Below are 17,535 nucleotides of genomic sequence, written 5' to 3'. Positions count from 1 at the left end.
CGGCAGCCGTAAAGAACAGCCCGGGAATAGATGGAGGCAGGGATGGCAGACGACGACGCAGTCGGCACTCCCGGCGGCCCCCCGGCGCTCGTGTTGCTGCTTCAGGAGTTCACGCTGGAAGCCAACCGCTACGTGGACACAGCGGGCGGGCGGAATGACATGCATCGCACGGACCTGAACGCCCTGGCCGTCATCATGCGGCATGCCGCCAAGGGCACGGTGGTCACACCCGGCGTCCTGCGGAAGGAACTCCACCTCAGCTCCCCCGCCACCACAGCTTTGATCGACCGGCTGGACCAGTCCGGCCATGTGGTCCGCGAGCGGCTGGGCTCCGACCGCCGGCAGGTCCAGCTCCGGATGACGCCCAAGGCCTACCGTGACGGCGGCGCCATGTTCCTCCCGCTGGCCCGCCACATGGGCGCGGCCATGGCTGAATTCTCGCCCGCGGAGCTCGAGGTGGCGGCACGCTTCATGGAATCCATGACCCGGGCGACTATCCGCGCGGCACAGGAAGCGGCGGAGCCGGGTACGGCCGGGCAAACGGGACCTGGTGTGGCGGCGCCGGAATAACGGGGCCTGTTTTGGTTCGCTCGATTGCCGCGCATTTTCCCGGCAGAGCGGTAGCGTTTCCTTATGAGTGCACAGCAGCCTGAAGACGTGTACACGCACGGACACCACGAGTCCGTGGTCCGCGCCCATGCCTCACGGACCGCAGAAAATTCCGCCGCGTTCGTGATCCCGTACCTCACCCCGGGCACTTCTGTGCTGGATGTGGGCTGCGGACCGGGCAGCATCACCTGCGACTTCGCCGGCCTCGTGGCGCCGGGGCAGGTCACCGGGCTGGACCGCGCCCCTGACGTGATCGCACACGCCGCCGCGCTTGCGGCCGAACGCGGCGTGGAGAACGTCGGGTTCGTGGCCGGAAACATCTACGACCTGGATTTCGACGACGAAACGTTCGACGTCGTCCACGCCCACCAGGTGCTCCAGCACCTGACGGACCCCGTGGAGGCCCTGCGCGAAATGCGCCGGGTCGCCAAGCCGGGAGGCATCGTGGCCGTGCGCGACGCCGATTTCCACGGCATGAGCTGGTACCCCGCCGTCCCGGAACTGGACGAATGGATGGAGCTGTACCAGCGCATTGCCCGCCGCAACGGCGCGGAACCCGACGCCGGACGCCGGCTGGTCTCGTGGGCGCAGGCCGCAGGGTTCACGGACGTGGCCCCCTCCAGCAGCAACTGGTTGTATGCCACAGGCCAGCAGCGCCGCTGGCAGGCCCGGGTCTGGGGCGAGCGCGTGCTGCATTCGGCGTTCGCGGACCAGGCCCTGGAATACGGCTTCGCCAACGCCGCCGACCTTGCCCGGATTTCCGCGGGCTGGCACCGCTGGGGTTCCACCGACGACGGCTGGTTCCTGATCCCCAACGGCGAAGTCATCGCGCGGGCATAGGTGGCTGCGCCCGTACCTAGGATGCAGGAAGACCATCAGCGAGGAGAATCCCCATGCGCAAGTTGACCGCCGGCCTTTTCTACTCTGTGGACGGGGTGGTTGAATCCCCCAATCTTTGGCAGTTCGACAGTTTCGATGAGGAACTCGGCGCCGGGATGAACGACATGATGGCCCGGGTGGAAACCGGACTCCTGGGCCGGGCGGGCTACGAGCAGTGGGCCGGCTACTGGCCCGGCGCGGCCGCTGACGCCGACTTTGGCGCGTTCATCAATCCCCTGCAGAAGTTCGTGGCCTCCAGGACTTTGTCGGGCGAACTCTCATGGCAGAATTCCCGGCTCATGGACGCACCGCTCGAGGAGTTCGTAGCCAACCTCAAGAACGGCGACGGCGGCGAAATTGCCGTGTTCGCCAGCATCTCGCTGACCCGGCAACTCCTGTTCGCGGGGCTGCTCGACTCGCTGATGCTCATGGTGCACCCGGTCATTGCCGGGAGCGGCCGGCGGCTGTTTGAGGACGGGGACCCGGTGACGCGGCTGGAGCTGCAGGATTCGCAGCGGACCAGCAAGGGGAACATGATCCTCAGCTATGGCGTCCGCCCCTCAGGCCAGCGCCCCTAAACTGGAGGGGTGCAACCCTCCCTTTGGCTGGCCCTGGCCGGCGCCGGCGTCCTGATCAGCTTCACCCCCGGAGCGGGTGCCATCAACACCATGAGCAACTCGCTGAATTCGGGTTTCCGGCGGTCAATCTGGGGAATCCTGGGCCAGCAGGCTGCACTGGTGATCCACGTACTGATCGTGGCCCTGGGCGTGGGTGTCCTGGTGGCAAGCTCGCCGGTGGCATTCAACGTGATCCGCTACGCCGGCGCGGCCTACCTGGTCTATCTGGGCATCCGGCAGTTCCTGCACAAGCCGGACCTGGACCAGGAGAAGGCAGCCGAGCTCCGGAATGAACCGGCAGCATCCATGTTCCGCCGGGGCCTGTGGGTCAATCTGTTGAACCCCAAGGCCGTCGTTTTCTTCCTGGCCTTCATGCCCCAGTTCATCAGGCCTGAGCAGCCGCTGCTGCCCCAGTATCTCGTCCTCACCGCCACCGTGGTGGTCATCGACATTCTGGTGATGTGGTTCTTTTTCGCCGCCGCAGCCAAGTCCTTCCAGCGCTTCACGCACAACGCCCACGGGCAGAAGATCCTGAACCGGACGTTCGGGGTGCTCTTCGTGGCCGTGGGCGTCATGCTGGCGCTGATCCACTAACTAGGCGGCCAGCGGAACCTCCGCGCTGCCGGCAGCCACCACCAGCTCCGGCCCGTCCGTGGAGACGGTGACCTGTCCCCCGGCCGCGAGGCCTGAGCCCACCAGCAGGTCTGCGATCCGGTCGTCGAGTTCGCGCTGGATCACGCGCCGCATGGGCCGGGCACCGTATTCGGGTTCGTAGCCCCGCTCGGCAATCCAGTCCACCGCGTCCTCGCTGACTACCAGACCGATGCCCTGCGAGCGCAGGCGGGCTTCGGTCTCGTTCAGCATCAGCCGCACGATCTGGCGCAGCTGGGCCTGGTCGAGCTTGCGGAACAGGACGATCTCGTCGATGCGGTTAAGGAACTCCGGCCGCATCGATTCACGTAGCCGCGCCAGCACACGGTCACGCAGGGCCTTCTCCGACCCGAACGCGCCTCCCTCTCCCGCCGCGGTGAACCCGGTGGGTCCCGCCTTGCTTGCCAGGAACTCCGAGCCCAGGTTCGAGGTCATGATGACCACCGTGTTGCGGAAGTCCACGGTGCGCCCGTGCCCGTCCGTCAGGCGTCCGTCGTCGAGGACCTGCAGGAGGAGGTTGAACACGTCCGGGTGGGCCTTCTCGACCTCGTCGAGCAGCACGATCGAGTACGGATTGCGCCGTACCCGCTCGGTCAGCTGCCCGGCCTCGTCGTAGCCCACGTAGCCCGGAGGGGCACCAACCAGGCGGCTCACGGTATGCCGTTCACCGAACTCGCTCATGTCGAAGCGGATCATGGAGTCCTCGCTGCCGAAGAGCGAGCCCGCCAGCGCTTTGGCGAGTTCGGTCTTGCCCACACCGGTGGGGCCCAGGAACAGGAAGCTGCCGATTGGCCTGCCTGCGGCACCCATGCCCGTGCGGTTGCGGCGAACGGACTTCGCAATCAGACTTACGGCGTCCTCCTGACCCACCACCCGCTGGTGCAGGTCTTCTTCCAGCCTGGCAAGGCGTTCCCGGTCACCCTCGGTGATCCGGCTTGCCGGGATGCCGGTTGCGCGGGAGATGATCTCGGCGATCTCCGCTTCATCCACGACGACGGACCCGCCGCCGTCGGCTTCCTGGCTGGCCGCGCCGCCGTCGAGCTTCTCCTTCAGGGCTTTCGCTTCGTCCCGGAACCGGGAGGCCGCTTCGAAGTCCTCCGCAGCAATGGCGGCGTTCTTCGATTCCTCGAGCGCGTCCAGCCGCTCGCGGAGGCCGGCAGCGTCCTGTCGGGACCCGAGCTTGAGGCTCAGCCTGGCACCGGCCTGGTCGATAAGGTCGATCGCCTTGTCGGGAAGGAACCGGTCCGTCACGTAGCGGGCGGACAGTTCGACGGCGGCCCTGACCGCCTCGTCGGTGTAGCGGACACCGTGGTGTTCTTCATACCGCTCGCGCAACCCGGAAAGGATCTGCACGGCATCTTCGATGGAAGGCTCCCCTACCTGCACGGGCTGGAAGCGGCGTTCGAACGCGGGGTCCTTCTCCACCTTGCGGTATTCGTTCGGGGTGGTGGCTCCCACCACGTGGAGTTCGCCGCGGGCAAGCCGCGGTTTCAGGATGTTGCCCGCGTCCATGCCGCCTTCGCCCGCGCCGCCTGCACCGATGACGGTGTGTAGCTCGTCGATGAACAGGATGAACTGACCCGGGTTCGCGGTGACTTCGTCCATCGCCTTGGTCAGCCGCTCTTCGAAGTCGCCCCGGTAGCGGGTCCCAGCGAGCATGGCCGGGAGATCGAGCGAAATGACCCGCTTGTTGCGGAGCTGTTCGGGCACCGTGTCGGCGGCAATGGCCTGGGCAAGGCCCTCGACGATGGCCGTCTTGCCCACGCCCGCTTCGCCGATCAGCACCGGATTGTTCTTGGTGCGCCGGGCAAGGACCTCGATGGTCTGGGCTGTTTCGTCGGAGCGTCCGATGACCGGGTCAAGGCCGCCGGAGCGCGCCAGGGCCGTCAGGTCAGTCCCGTAGGTGTCCAGCGTCGGAGTTTCCGAAGTGGCGCCGGGAGCGCCTGCGGATGCAGCAGCTTCCGGGGCGCCGGCTCCGGACGGCTCGGTGCCGGCCGCCTCACGTGCCCCGGCCTGGAAGGACTCCGGCGTGACACCGGCCGCGGCGAGAACCTGCCCGGCGGGGGCGTCCTGGTTGAGCACCAGCGCGAAGAACAGGTGCTCCGGGTCGATGTAGGTTGAACCGAACGCCCGGGCCACCTGGTAGGCATCGAGCAGGGCGCGCTGCGCGGACGGTGTCAGCGCAGGAGCGGTTGTCGCCGCCCGGCCGGACTTCTCCGGCAGGCGTTCTTCAGCCGCCTTGGCCACTGCCGCGGGGTCGGCCCCGGCGCGGCGCACGTAGCTGGTGGCCGGTTCCGCCCCGGCCATCGTCCGCAGGATGTGCAGGGCATCCACATCGCCGTGTCCGAGGTCCACGGCGAACTGGCCGGCGAGCGAGAGCACTTCGTGGGTGCGGCGGCTCAGCAGCCGGGTGATGTCCGTGGGGCGCCCGGACCGGGCCGCGCGCTGGCCCTGCAGGTAGCGCGCAAGGAACTCGTCAAACGAACCGCTGCCGGTACCGGCAGGTCCAAAAAACGTTGGCATGTACCCTCCGTAGGTAAAGTTGAGTGCAATTGACTCAAGTCTCTAGCTACGAAGATTATTCCCGGTCCGGGGACGGGGCCGCAACTGTCCGTTCGCGCCCGGCCCCGTTCTCGCTACTGCACGTTCGCGCTACTGCAACTGACCGTTCGCGGGGGTCAGCTTCCGCAGGTCCGCCTTCCTGATCTTGCCGCTTGCCGTCCGCGGCATCTCGTCCACGAACACCACCGACTTGGGGATCTTGTAGCGGGCCAGCCGGCCGTCCAGGTGCGCCCGCAGCTGCTCTTCGCTCAGCTGCGCCCCCTCCCGCAGGAGCACCACGGCCCGGGGCACTTCGCCCCATTTCTCGTCCGGCACGCCGATCACCGCGACGCTGCCCACGGCCTCCAGCTCGGTGATGGCCTGCTCCACTTCCGCCGGATAGATGTTCTCGCCGCCGGAGATGATCATGTCCTTGAGCCGGTCCGAGATGAACACGAAGCCGTCGCCGTCCTTGTAGCCCATGTCGCCGGACTTGAACCACCCGTCCGCGGTGTAGGAATCGGCCGTCGCGTCGGGCCGGTTCCAGTATTCGTGGATGACGTTGGGGCCCTTGATCTGGATCTCCCCCACTGTGCCCGGCGCCGCCGGCTCCGCCTCAGGTCCGGCGAGGTCTGCTATCCGGACCTCGGTGAAGAAGTGCGGCAGGCCGGACGATCCGGCCTTGTCCCGGGACCGTGCCGCCGGCAGCGTGGTGGCGCCCGGCGCCGTCTCGGTCATCCCGTAGCCGTTCGAAAAGCGCAGCCCGCGCTTCTCGTAGGCGTTCAGCACGCGCAGCGGCACCGCCGACCCGCCGCAGGTCAGCTTGTTCAGGGAGCTCAGGTCCGTGGTTTCCCAGGCGGGGTGTTCGCAGAGCATCTGGTAGGTGGTGGGCACCCCGCTGATGGTGGTGGCCCGGTGCCGTTCGATGAGCTGAAGCGTCCGCAGCGGATCGAAACGGGGTTCCAGGACCACGGTCCCGCCCTTGAGCAGCGTGGGCAGGACGCCCATGTCCAGCGACGCCACATGGAACATCGGGGAGATCATCAGGGCCACGTCGGTGGAGGCGAAGTCGAAATCGACAATCACGTTGATGCAGTTCCAGGTGATGTTCCCGTGGGTCAGCAGGGCGCCCTTGGGGTGCCCGGTGGTGCCTGAGGTGTAGAGGATCATGGCGCCGTCGTCCAGGCCCACCGGCTCGTCCGGTGCCGCCTCCGCGCCGGACGCCACCACGTCCTCGTAGCGTTCCGCCGGCTGCTGCCCCTGCGCAGCGGCAGCGCCGCCGTCGTGCTTTCCTGGCACGTCGTCGACGGCGATCCGCCGGCCCGCCGCCGTCCCGTCCGCGCCGCGGACCGCCAGGTCCGAGAGGCTCGCCGCGTGCACCAGCAGCACCGCACCGCAGTCGCGGAGCTGGTACTGGATTTCCGGCGGGGCCAGCCGCGTGTTCAGGGGGACGAAGACGGCTCCGGCCAGGCCGCAGGCGAAGAGTGTCTCCAGGAAGGACGGATCGTTCTCCCCCAGGTAGGCCACCCGGTCCCCGCGGGCCACGCCGCGGTCACGGAGGGCATTGGCAAGCCGGGCCGAGCGGTCCGCCAGTTGCTCGTAGCTGACCTCCCGGTCTCCGGCGATGATTGCTGCCTTGTTGCCCGACTTCGGGCGGCGCCGTTGCAGCCACGAGCCGATGCCAAAATTTTCCACGGCAAATCCTTTCTAATTAGACGGTAGTCCCTGGCGGCCGGATCAGAGCCGGACAGTCTGGAGATCGTTGTTCTTGGGTTCCCGGGTGAGCAGGATGAAAACGATCGACACCACGGACATGATGGCCAGGTACCAGACCACAGAGCCGGTGTTCTGGTCGGAATCCTTGAAGATCTGCGCCACGATGCCGGGCGTGAACCCCGCACCGAGCAGCGTTGCCAGCTGGTAGCCCAGCGAGGCGCCCGTATAGCGGGACGTTGTGCCGAACTGTTCGGAAACGAAAGCCGCGAGCGGCCCGAACAGCATGGAGTGGATCATCAGGCCCACGGCGAACGCCACGAAGATCAGCATGATGTTGTTGGAGGACAGCAGCTGGAACATCGGCACGAGGTACGCGATGAACACCACGAGTCCGCCCACCATCACCGGCCGCCGGCCCAGCTTGTCCGAGAGCCTTCCGCCCAACACCACAAACACAATGGAGACCAGGGAGGCCGCGGCGTAGGCGTAGAGCACGCCCTGGCGGTCGGCGCCCTTGGAGACGGCGAAGGTCACCGCGAACGTTGCCAGCACCACCTGCAGGGCGAACCCCGCGGCTCCGGCCAGCATGGTGAAGATGAGGGTCTTGGGCCGGCGGAGCACCTGGAGGAGCGGGATTTCGCGGCGGGCCGGGGCGGTGCCGCCGGCGCCGTTTGTGCCTTCCGCCCGTGCCGCTTCGGCCTGCACGCGCTTTTCCTGTTCGAGGGCTGCCTTGAAGATGGGGCTCTCGGAGACCTTCAGCCGGACGAACATGCCCACGCCCAGCAGCACGAAGGAAAGCAGGAAAGGCACCCGCCAGCCCCAGGCAAGGAACTGGTCGTTCGGCAGTGACGAGAACGCGCCCATGATGAACGTGCCCAGGACAGCACCCGTCGGGGCCCCGGCGTTCACGAACGACGCCGCGAAGCCGCGCTTGCCGGACTCCGAGTGTTCCAGCGCCATCAGCGCGGCGCCGCCCCATTCACCGCCGACGGCGATGCCCTGGAAGACGCGGAGGATCACCAGCATCACGGCGCCCCACGGCCCCGCCACGGAGGCGCCCGGGACCAGGCCGATCAGGGTGGAGGCCACGCCCATGACCAGCATGGAGACGATGAGCATTCCCTTGCGGCCCAGCTTGTCGCCGAAGTGGCCGAAGATGACCCCGCCGAGGGGGCGCGCCACGTACCCGGCGGCGAAGGTGCCGTAGGCCGCCACCACGCCTACCCATTCGTCCATCCCGGAGAAGAAGACCTTCGGGAAGACGACGGCGGCGGCCGTGGCGTAGAGGAGGAAGTCGTAGTACTCGATGGTGCTGCCCAGATAACTGGAGGCGATGACCGTGCGCGCTTCCTTGCGGCGTTCGGCCGTACCCATGGCTTGAAGCTGAGTGAGTCCAGACATGGCTGTTCCTTTAGGACAGAGGGATAAAAAGGGGGTTTGGTACAGGGAATGCGGCTTACTTGTAGAAGCGGGCCAGGAATTCAGCCACGACGGCCGGGCGTTCCTGGCCTTCGATCTCGATCGTGTTGGCGACCTTGATCTGGGCGCCGCCCTTGACCTCGGTGACCTCGGCAATGGTGGCCTGCATGCGGATCCGCGAGCCCACCTTCACCGGCGAGGTGAAGCGGACCTTGTCCAGGCCGTAGTTCACTTTGGTGGTGACGCCGTCGACGTCGAACAGCTCGCCCCAAAACGGAATGATCAGCGAGAGCGTGAGGAACCCGTGGGCGATCGGGGCGCCGAACGGGCCGTCCTTGGCGCGCTCCGGGTCCACGTGGATCCACTGGTCGTCGCCCGTGGCGTCGGCGAATTTGTTGATTTGTTCCTGCGTGATTTCGCGGTATTCGGTCACGCCGAGATCGGTTCCGGCGAGCGTGAGCAGTTTGTCGAAGTCGACGACGAGATTAGGCATCTTTGCCTCCTGGGGCGGTTTTTGGAGTTGCGGAAGTACGACGGCGGTGCGGTGCTGCCGCCTTCGGGCTTGGGGTGTTGTTCGATTCAGTGAGCGCCGTTCAGTGAGCGCCGCCGCTTGGTGCCGCTTGCGGTCAGCGGGTGAAGGCACTTTCGCCGGTGAGGGCGCGGCCGATGATGAGGGCGTTGATGTCGTGCGTGCCTTCGTAGGAGTAAACGGCTTCGGCGTCGGCGTGGAACCTGGCCACATCCGTTTCGAGCGTGATTCCGTTGCCGCCCACTACTTCGCGGGCCAAGGCGACGGTCTCGCGCATCAGCAGGGACGTCTGCATCTTGGCCAGCGCGGAGTCCTGGTCGCGGTAGATTCCGCGTGCCTGCTGTTCGGTAAGCCGGACCACGAGGGACAGGGAGGACGTGACGTTGCCGAGCATCCGGGCGAGTTTTTCCTGGACCAGCTGGAAGGAGCCCAACTGGCGGCCGAACTGCGTTCGTTCGGTGACGTAACGGAGGGCGGCTTCGAACGCCCCGGCCTGGATCCCGGTGGCAATCCAGGCAACGTCCGAACGCATGGCCCGGAGCATCGCGGCCACATCCTTGAAGGAATTCACGTTGTGCAGCCGCCTGGATTCCGGCACGCGGACGCCGTCGAGGGTGATGTGGGCGTTCTGCATCATCCGCAGCGCAGTCTTGCCGTGGATCTTTTCCAGCGTCACGCCGTCCGCCTCGCGGTCAACCAGGAAGGCCTTGACCTGCCCGTCTGCCTGGTCCCGGGCGAAGACAGCCAGCACGTCGGCACTGACTGCGCCGCCGATCCAGCGCTTGGCGCCGTCCAGGACCCAGGAATCCCCTTCCCTGCGGGCTGTGGTGGACAGCCCGCCGGCGATGTCGGAACCGGAGTCCGGTTCCGTGAGGGAAAAGACGCCCTTGAGGGAGAAGTCGATGACCTTCGGCATCCACTCGGCCTGCTGCTCCGGCGAGGCGCCCACCCGGATGGCGGTGCGGAAGAGTCCGGCCTGGGACGTGTACCAGGTGGCCAGCGAGGCGTCCGTTCGGGCGAGTTCGAAGATCCGGAAGCCCTGGTAGATGCCCCGGGCAGGGCTGCTTTTTGCGCCCAGGGCGCCCGTGAGTTCCGCCGGTTCCATCAGGTCCAGGTCGATCAGCGGCTGTGCCAGTTGGGTGGGGAACTCCCCGCGTTCCCAGTAGTCGGCCAGCAGGGGCTGCGCTTCCCGGTCCAGGAAGTTCCGCAGCCGTCCCAGCACGCGGCGCTCGTCCTCCGTGAGGAGGGACTCGGCGTCGTAGTAGTCGCAGGCGCCGTAGAGGCGGGCAGCCGCCACGGTCCCTGTATCGGTATCGAGGCTCACCTCAGCCGCCCAGTCCGAGCAGGCGCACGGCATTGTGCTTGAGGATCTTGGACCGGACCTCGTCCTTGAGCGGCAGGTCCGCGAAGGCGCTCAGCCACTTCTGCGGCGTGATGAGCGGGAAGTCGGTGCCGAACAGGACCTTGTCCTGCAAGACCGAGTTGGACATGCGGACCAGTGACTCCGGGAAGTACTTGGGCGACCAGCCGGAGAGGTCGATGAACACGTTGGCCTTGTGCGTGGCGATGGAGTTTGCCTCGTCCTGCCACGGCACGGAGGGGTGCGCCATGATGATCTGCAGTTCCGGGAAGTCCGCGGCGACGGCGTCCAGCAGGAGCGGGTTGGAATACGCCAGTTTGATGCCGTACCCGCCGGGAAGGCCTGCGCCCATGCCGTTCTGCCCGGTGTGGAAGATGGCTGGCAGGCCCAGTTCCTGGAGGGTCTCCCACAGGGGATAGAACTCCTCGTTCGAGGGGTCGAAGCCCTGCAGGCTGGGATGGAACTTGAAGCCGCGGGCGCCGAGGTCGATGGCCTGGTGCTTCGCACCCTGGATCGCGTCGGTGCCGGTGCGGGGATCCACGCTGCCGAAAGGGATCAGCACGTCGTTGTTCCGGGCGGCGCCGGCGATCAGGTCCTCAATGCTGTTGGGTTCGTGCTTGAGCTGGGTGCGTGCGTCCACAGTGAATACGACGGCGGCCATGTTCAGTTCCCGGTACACCTCGGCGATGCGGTCCAGCGACGGGGTGCGGTCCTCGGACTTGAAGTACTTGGCCGAGGCTTCGGTGAGCGCAGGCGGGAGTGACTCGTGGCCGTGGCCGTCCACTTCGAGGTGGACGTGCATGTCGATCGCGTCGAGCTTCGCGGCGTCGATGCCAAGCTCGTAGCGGGTGGCAGCCATGGCTAGCCCACCTTCACGGGAGCTGCGGCAGCCGGGGCAGGGGCGGGCTGCGCCTCCGGCTTCAGGTCCTCGGGCAGCGGGAGGAATTCCTCTCCCACGCTCTGCAGCTTGCCGCCGAAGAGCGGGCCAAAGTTCTCCACGAGGTCCTCGTAGCGCCAGCCGCCCTCACGGTATTCGGTGGCCGCGGCCTCGGGGTGGGTCCAGAGCTGGAGCCGGTCGCCGCCGGCGCCGATGGCCTGACCGGTGATGCCGGCCGCCTCATCGGAGGCGAGGAACGCTACTAGCCCGGAGACGTCGTCGGCCGTTCCAAACCCGAGTTCGTGACGGAAGAAAGCCGGCATGGCCTCCCCGCGCTCGTCCGCTTCCACTGCCTTCTGGAAGTAGGGGACGGTCTTGGTCATGGCTGTGGCCGCCACCGGGATGACGGCGTTGGCTGTTACCCCGGCCTTCTTCATTTCCAGGGCCCAGGTGCGGACCATGCCCACGATGCCTGCCTTGGCGGCGGCGTAGTTGGTCTGGCCGAAGTTCCCCCGCTGCCCGGTGGGCGAGCCGATGGTGATGATCCGGCCGGCAATATCGTTCTCCTTGAAGTAGGCGAACGCTTCCCGGACGCACGTAAAGGTGCCGCGGAGGTGGACGTTGATGACGGCGTCGAAATCCTCGTCGGTCATCTTCAGCAGGCTCTTGTCCCGCAGGATGCCCGCGTTGGTGACCAGGATGTCGAGGCGGCCGAACTCCGTGACGGCCGCCTGCACCAGCTGCCTGGCCACTTCCGAGCTGCCGACGGGAGCAACGACGGCAGCGGCCTTCCCGCCGTCGGCCTCGATGGTCCGGACCGCTTCCGCAGCCACCTCGGCGTCCACGTCATTGATGACGACGGCGGCGCCCTGCCGGGCGAGCTCCCGGGCGTAGGCCAGGCCCAGGCCCCGGCCGCTCCCGGTGACGATTGCTACTTTGCCTGACAGGCTCATGGCTGCTCCTTTGCTAGCTAACCTTGTGCATTCCCGCCATCGGCGTGGGATGCTGTTCTGTATCCATGAAATTATGGATAGTTGAAAATGTCAACGATTTATTTTGAGGATTATTGGAGTTGGGCATGACGATCGAGACACAGGGCGGCCAGCCCACCGAACAGGCCCACAAGCTGGTCGCCGCGTCCATCAGCCAGGACCTCGGATTCCTGCTGGCCAAGCTGCATGCCGCCGGGTCCGTTGTGAATAACAGGGCGCTGGCCGAATTCGATCTCAAGGAGCGCTCCTACTCCGTCCTGATCCTGGCAAACAGCGGACTGGAGCCGACGCAACGCGAAATGGCCGACTTCCTCAGCCTGGACCCCAGCCAGATCGTGGCCCTGGTGGATGAGCTGGAGAAGCGTGGCCTGGTGGCAAGGGCGCCCGGGAAGCAGGACCGCCGGGCAAAGACCGTGACGGCCACCGCCAAGGGAGGACGGCTTCTCGAGCAGGCCGGCGAGGCCGCGCGAAGGGCTGAAGCGGAAGTTCTGGACGGCCTGCCCTCGGAGGAATCGGCCCAGCTCAAGGCACTGCTCCGCAAAGCACTGTGGGGCGCCGGATTGCCCGAGTGAGGTCTTGGGCCTAGTGGGCCGGCCTGTCCGGGCCTAGCGGGCCGGGCCGTCCGGGCGGGTATTCCCTTCGCGTTCGGTCTGGTTCCGGCGCGCCAGCTCTGCCATGACCACCGGCCCCACCAGGCCGGCATGGTTCGGGCCCGGGGTGTTTCCGCTGCTCTTCAGGAGGCCGGCCAGCGCTTCGAGCTCACCCGTGGGGACAGCGGACAAGGAGGCGTACGCCTTGATGACACGCCGTTCGGCGATGCCGGCATGGCGGCCTCTGTCTGCGTGTAGTTTGCGGCGCATGGGACATCCTCAACGAAGAATCCGGAGGCTGCCTGCATAACCCGAAGACAGAATACCGCAGCGGGGTCAGTCGTGGAACGGTTCTCCCGTGGTTCGATGGTCCGCGTGGTTGATGGTCTCCCGGATCAACCGGACGAGGTGGCCGTCGTGGAGCGAGTAGATGACGTGACGGCCGTCCTTTCTCCCGTCCACCATTCCGCTGAGCCGCAGCTTGGCCAGATGCTGGCTGACTACGGTCCGCGGGACGGCAGCCGCCTCAGTGAGTTCAGTGACGCTCTTGGGGCCCTGCGAAAGCTGCCACAGCAGATGCAGGCGGGTGGGCTCGGCCAGCATCCGCAGCGTGGCGGCGGCATTTTCAAGCAACTCCGGGCCGGGGGTGACCGGGTGCACGAGCGAGGGCTCCTCAGTTCCGGCGCTGAACGGACTGCTCGGCTGGCTGCTCAACGGTCTGCTCCTTGATGGCGGCTGGGTCTGGTCCTAGAGGAGTCTTCCCGGGCCAGAACAGGAAGGCTCCTGCACTGCCAAGTATCGCAAGGATTGTCAGCGCCACTGCAGCCCAGCCAAGGCCCGCGGCGGCGCCAATCCAGCCTGCCAGCGGGTAGCTCAGGATGTAGCAGGCGTGGGAGAGCGAGAACTGAGCCGTGAAGACGTAAGGAAGGGTGCTCGCGGTGGAGGCCTCCCGAAGCAACCGGGAGGACGGCGTAATAACGGCGGAAGTGGCAGCTCCCAGCAGGAGCCACAGCGCCAGCAACGGCCACCATCCCGTCTCCGGAGACGCCAGGAACATCACCGCGGCGGCACCGGCGAGGGACGGCGGGATCAGGGAGGCACCGGTCATCATGACAGCGCGGTCTCCGAAGCGGTCAAGGAGCCGCGGGGCGGCCAGGGCGACGGCCATGGAGCCGGCACCGAAGCAGGCAAGGGCGACCGCGAGATCGGATGCGGGGCGGTGCAGGCCGTCCCGGACATAGACCACCGTATTGACCAGCACCAGGGCGGTCGGTGCGGACACCGCCAGGTTCAGCGCCAGAAGGGATCTCAGCCGCCGGTCGCGCCAAAAGATCCGCGTTCCCAGCGTGGTCCGGTGCCACAAGGAAGGCTGGGGACCCCCGGGCGCAGTGATCCGGGGAACGGCCGTCATGGCGACGAGGGTGGCCGAGGCCACGAAGCCTGCAACCGTGCCGAGGAACAGATTGCTGTAGCTCATAACGGTCAGCAGCAGAGCGGCGGCGGCCGGGCTGACCAAGGCTTCCATGTCGTAGGCGAGCCGGGACAGCGAAAGTGCATACGTGTAGTCCCGGGGATCCTTCAGGATGATTGGTATCAGCGACTGGAAAGCCGGCGTAAAAGTTGCGGAAGCGGACTGGAGCAGGAAGATCACCACGTAGATCTGCCACGTTTCCGTGATGAACGGCAGGCACAGGGCCATGGCCGCCCGTACCAGGTCGGCGGCGATCAGAACGGGCTTCCTGGGCAAGCGGGCCACCAGCGCGGTGATCACCGGGGCCAGTCCCACGTAGGCCAGCATCTTGATGGTTAGCGCCGTACCAAGGACGGCCCCGGAGTTCCTGCCCGCAAGGTCGTACGCCAGCAGTCCGAGGGCGATGGTCAACAGGCCCGTCCCCGCCAACGCCACGATTTGGGCACAGAACAACCGGGCGTAGACTCCGTTGCGAAGGACCGCGAACACTGGACTCCTCAAGTGCATATGTGCACTAACGTGCACTTATAGACTAGCTGAGTGGCGCCGGGAAGCAACCGCCTAGCGGAATGAGGGCTTGTGGTCGGCGCCGCGCATCCGGACTGCCACCACAACACCGGATACTCCGGTGAGGGCGGCAACGACGGCGACCGCCGCGGGGATGCCGTAGGCGTCGGCGGTGATTCCGGACAGCAGGGCGCCCACCGCAAAGCCGCCGTCGCGCCACAGCCGGTAGATCCCCACCGACCTGGCCCGCCATTCAGGGTGGGCCACGTCTCCGATGGCGGCCAGCAGCGTCGGGTAGACCATGGCTGTCCCCGCCCCCAGCAGAACGGCCGCGGCCAGCCAGGTTTCAAAGCCGGCACCAAAGGCGACCATGCCGAGCGCGATTGCCTGCACCAGCATGCCTCCCACGATCAGCGGCTTGCGCCCGATCCGGTCCGACAGCGCGCCGGTCACCAGCTGGCCGGCGCCCCACACGGCCGGGTACACCGCCGCGAGGATGCCGATGCGTTCGATCGTTAGTCCGGCGGCCGCAAAGAGGACAGGGAACAGCCCCCAGGCAAGGCCGTCGTTCAGGTTGTTCACCATGCCCGCCTGGCTCACGGAAGACAGCGACTTGTCTCGGAAGCTCGTCAGGGTGAACACCTCGCGGTTGCTTAGCTGTCCGTGCGCCCCCTCGTGGACCGCAACATGGTTGGCAGCCTCAGCCCGGGCATGGTGGTGAGTTTCCCGTACGGTGAGCACGGAAAGCCCCAGGCCGACGGCGATGAACGCAGCACCCAGCAGGAACGGGCCGGGGCGCAACCCGTAGGTGGAGGCGATGTAGCCGGTGGCCAGGGCGGTCCCGGCGACGCCGAGGTAGCCGGCCGCCTCATTGAGGCCCATGGCCAGGCCCCTGCGTGACGGACCCACGAGGTCCATCTTCATCATCACCGTGGTGGACCAGGTCAGCCCCTGGCTGATGCCGAGGACGACGTTGGCCGCGACGATCCACCCCCATGACGGCCCGAAGATCAGCATCAGCGGGACGGGCAGCGCAACCAGCCACCCCGCCACCAGGACCGGCTTGCGCCCGTAACGGTCCGACAGGGTTCCGGCGAAGTAGTTGGTGCCCGCCTTGGCCACCCCGAACGCCAGGATGTACGTCAATGCGCTGGTGTACAGGTCCAGCTTGAAGACCTCACCGGCCAGGAGGGGCAGGACGGTCCTCTCCTGGCCCAGCGTCCCGCCCACCAGGGCGTTGACCGCCACCAGGATCATGAACTGCGCAAGATTTTGCCGCAGGCCCAAGGTTATGGCGCTCTTCGTGCCGGGCCGGTGTTTCGGGGAGGTGTTGCCGGGGGTCATGGGTCTGTTCCTTGGGTTCCGAAAGCGTGGTCTGCATTTACGGCAGGCAGGCATCCGGTGACGCACGAAACCGGCGCCGGGCATCCCGCCCCACAGCGTAACCACGCCGTTCGGAAGGGCCGACGGCGACTGGGGACAGCCCGGGTCTCAGCGGGCTTTTCGCCGCCGGCCCCATAACAATTTTAGGAGATTACGCCCCGCTGCGTGCGAGTGGACGCTACCCGTTTTCCCCCGGTTGCGCTATGCAGACGGGGTTCCGGTCACGCGGCCTGCGGCGCGTGCGGAGCGGTTGCGCCACCAGCGGCGGACGAGGTCCACCATGGCCAGGAGTCCTGCCAAGGGCGAAAGAACCGCTGCGGTGTAGACGAAGAGCAGCCACGTGAGCGTTGCAATGGGCGGCTGGCTGGTACTGAGGAGGGAGAGTCCGCCGAAGAAGGCCACTGTCCAAAAAAGAACGACTCCGAAGAGCACCGCTGCAGCAGGGAAATACTCGTTCGTCACTACGGTCATCACAGTGTTCAATGCTCTTCCTCCTGACTGGTTTGGCGCCGGACTTCACCGCGTCAATCTCAGTATGGGGCCAGCCAAACCAGGATTCCCGCAGGACGCAGAAACCGTGACGAAAATAACCAGAGTCCGTGCCGGGAACTGCTCAGCCGGGGCTCTTTACCGACGCCAGCACTTCCAGCGCGGCGCGCAGCCGGGCGTCGGCGTCGTTGGCCACTTCCGCAACGGCGGGACTGCCGCTGAGCTGCACCATGGTCTGCGGATCAATGGCCTGGATGGTTGTCATGTCCGCGTCCCGGCCGCGGCGCACCACGACGTTGCAGGGCAGCAATGCGCCGAGGTCCGGCTCGGCAGCAAGCGCACGGCTGGCCAGGGCAGGGTTGCAGGCACCCAGAATGACGTAGTCGCCGAGTGCTTCCGCGGCTTCGGCACCAAGCTTGGCCTCAAAGGTCGCGCGGACGTTGATCTCCGAAAGGATTCCGAACCCCTGTGCGGCGAGCGCCTCCCGCGTCTGTTCGACGGCGTCGCTCCAGGACAGCGGGACGGTCACAGTGTGGGTATAGGTCATATTGTCTCCTTGGACGCGGCCGGCAGGCCGGAACGGTTGGGTGTTCTTGTCGGTGGTTTTACGGCTTGGCTGCGGCTCAGGCGAGGGAGAGGAAGAGCTTTTCCAGCTCTTTCGTGTCCATGCTCGCATCCTTGCGGACAAGGCATTGCTCAAGCCCGCTGGCAATGATGGCGAATCCCGCACGGTCCAGTGCCTTTGACACCGCGGCCAGCTGGGTCACGACGTCTTTGCACTCGCGGCCTTCTTCAAGCATTCGGGTTACTGCGGCCAGTTGCCCCTGGGCCCTCTTGAGCCGGTTGATGACCGGCGCGAGGTCGGTTGAATCGAGTTCCATGGTGCCTCCGGATAAGGGGTGTAT

The 17,535-nt window shown here is 66.6% G+C and carries 19 protein-coding genes; 5 read left to right on the top strand and 14 right to left on the bottom strand.

Features of this window, described 5'->3' with window-relative positions; all coding sequences use genetic code 11:
- Positions 1-42: 42 nt before the first annotated feature.
- The 4 genes from JOE31_RS03200 to JOE31_RS03185 all read left to right on the top strand — a co-directional run bounded on the left by JOE31_RS03200 (position 43) and on the right by JOE31_RS03185 (position 2,699).
- Positions 43-570: a MarR family winged helix-turn-helix transcriptional regulator gene (locus JOE31_RS03200; protein ID WP_209742102.1), complete on the top strand. Its 528-nt coding sequence runs from the start codon at positions 43-45 to the stop codon at positions 568-570.
- A gap of 63 nt (positions 571-633) precedes the next feature.
- Positions 634-1,449, top strand: a complete 816-nt coding sequence (locus JOE31_RS03195) for a methyltransferase domain-containing protein (protein WP_209742101.1) — start codon at positions 634-636, stop codon at positions 1,447-1,449.
- A gap of 53 nt (positions 1,450-1,502) precedes the next feature.
- Positions 1,503-2,066: a dihydrofolate reductase family protein gene (locus JOE31_RS03190; protein WP_209742100.1), complete on the top strand. Its 564-nt coding sequence runs from the start codon at positions 1,503-1,505 to the stop codon at positions 2,064-2,066.
- Positions 2,067-2,075: 9 nt separating this feature from the next.
- A complete protein-coding gene (locus JOE31_RS03185) occupies positions 2,076-2,699 on the top strand; it encodes a LysE family transporter (RefSeq protein WP_209742099.1) in 624 nt (207 codons plus the stop codon).
- On the opposite strand, the gene JOE31_RS03180 is transcribed toward JOE31_RS03185, so the two are convergent.
- The 7 genes from JOE31_RS03180 to JOE31_RS03150 form a co-directional block, all read right to left on the bottom strand.
- Positions 2,700-5,279, bottom strand: a complete 2,580-nt coding sequence (locus tag JOE31_RS03180; protein ID WP_209742098.1) for an ATP-dependent Clp protease ATP-binding subunit — start codon at positions 5,277-5,279, stop codon at positions 2,700-2,702.
- Positions 5,280-5,408: 129 nt separating this feature from the next.
- Positions 5,409-6,992, bottom strand: coding sequence for a long-chain fatty acid--CoA ligase (locus JOE31_RS03175; RefSeq protein WP_209742097.1), 1,584 nt, complete (start codon positions 6,990-6,992; stop codon positions 5,409-5,411).
- A 42-nt stretch (positions 6,993-7,034) separates the two neighbouring features.
- Complete coding sequence (locus tag JOE31_RS03170) at positions 7,035-8,414, bottom strand: MFS transporter (RefSeq protein ID WP_209742096.1); 1,380 nt, start codon at positions 8,412-8,414, stop codon at positions 7,035-7,037.
- 55 nt (positions 8,415-8,469) lie between these two features.
- Positions 8,470-8,925, bottom strand: coding sequence for a MaoC family dehydratase (locus tag JOE31_RS03165; RefSeq protein WP_209742095.1), 456 nt, complete (start codon positions 8,923-8,925; stop codon positions 8,470-8,472).
- Between the two features lie 133 nt (positions 8,926-9,058).
- Positions 9,059-10,285 (bottom strand): acyl-CoA dehydrogenase family protein, encoded by a 1,227-nt coding sequence (locus tag JOE31_RS03160; protein WP_209742094.1) that lies wholly within the window; start codon positions 10,283-10,285, stop codon positions 9,059-9,061.
- 1 nt (position 10,286) lies between these two features.
- On the bottom strand, positions 10,287-11,180 hold the full coding sequence (locus JOE31_RS03155) for an amidohydrolase family protein (RefSeq protein ID WP_209742093.1): 894 nt from the start codon (positions 11,178-11,180) through the stop codon (positions 10,287-10,289).
- Between the two features lie 2 nt (positions 11,181-11,182).
- Entirely contained in the window at positions 11,183-12,151 is a 969-nt protein-coding gene (locus JOE31_RS03150; RefSeq protein ID WP_209742092.1) for an SDR family NAD(P)-dependent oxidoreductase, read from the bottom strand.
- A 125-nt stretch (positions 12,152-12,276) separates the two neighbouring features.
- Here JOE31_RS03150 and JOE31_RS03145 point away from each other — a divergent pair, with 125 nt between their 5' ends.
- Positions 12,277-12,762: a MarR family winged helix-turn-helix transcriptional regulator gene (locus tag JOE31_RS03145; protein WP_209742091.1), complete on the top strand. Its 486-nt coding sequence runs from the start codon at positions 12,277-12,279 to the stop codon at positions 12,760-12,762.
- A gap of 33 nt (positions 12,763-12,795) precedes the next feature.
- Here JOE31_RS03145 and JOE31_RS03140 read toward each other — a convergent pair whose 3' ends face one another.
- The 7 genes from JOE31_RS03140 to JOE31_RS03110 form a co-directional block, all read right to left on the bottom strand.
- Complete coding sequence (locus tag JOE31_RS03140) at positions 12,796-13,050, bottom strand: hypothetical protein (protein WP_209742090.1); 255 nt, start codon at positions 13,048-13,050, stop codon at positions 12,796-12,798.
- A 66-nt stretch (positions 13,051-13,116) separates the two neighbouring features.
- A complete protein-coding gene (locus tag JOE31_RS03135; RefSeq protein ID WP_209742089.1) occupies positions 13,117-13,494 on the bottom strand; it encodes a helix-turn-helix transcriptional regulator in 378 nt (125 codons plus the stop codon).
- On the bottom strand, positions 13,454-14,740 hold the full coding sequence (locus JOE31_RS03130) for an MFS transporter (protein WP_209742088.1): 1,287 nt from the start codon (positions 14,738-14,740) through the stop codon (positions 13,454-13,456). The genes JOE31_RS03135 and JOE31_RS03130 overlap by 41 nt, the downstream gene beginning before the upstream one ends.
- A gap of 72 nt (positions 14,741-14,812) precedes the next feature.
- Positions 14,813-16,102, bottom strand: a complete 1,290-nt coding sequence (locus JOE31_RS03125) for an MFS transporter (protein ID WP_209742087.1) — start codon at positions 16,100-16,102, stop codon at positions 14,813-14,815.
- 240 nt (positions 16,103-16,342) lie between these two features.
- Positions 16,343-16,615, bottom strand: coding sequence for a hypothetical protein (locus tag JOE31_RS03120; RefSeq protein ID WP_307864462.1), 273 nt, complete (start codon positions 16,613-16,615; stop codon positions 16,343-16,345).
- A 139-nt stretch (positions 16,616-16,754) separates the two neighbouring features.
- Positions 16,755-17,177: a DUF302 domain-containing protein gene (locus tag JOE31_RS03115; protein ID WP_209742085.1), complete on the bottom strand. Its 423-nt coding sequence runs from the start codon at positions 17,175-17,177 to the stop codon at positions 16,755-16,757.
- Positions 17,178-17,253: 76 nt separating this feature from the next.
- Positions 17,254-17,511, bottom strand: a complete 258-nt coding sequence (locus JOE31_RS03110) for a metal-sensitive transcriptional regulator (RefSeq protein ID WP_209742084.1) — start codon at positions 17,509-17,511, stop codon at positions 17,254-17,256.
- Positions 17,512-17,535 lie beyond the last annotated feature (24 nt).

It is taken from the genome of Arthrobacter sp. PvP023, assembly GCF_017832975.1.
GTDB lineage: Bacteria > Actinomycetota > Actinomycetes > Actinomycetales > Micrococcaceae > Arthrobacter.
The sequence above is the reverse complement of the archived record's forward strand: the minus strand, read 5'-3'. Positions and strand labels throughout refer to the sequence as shown.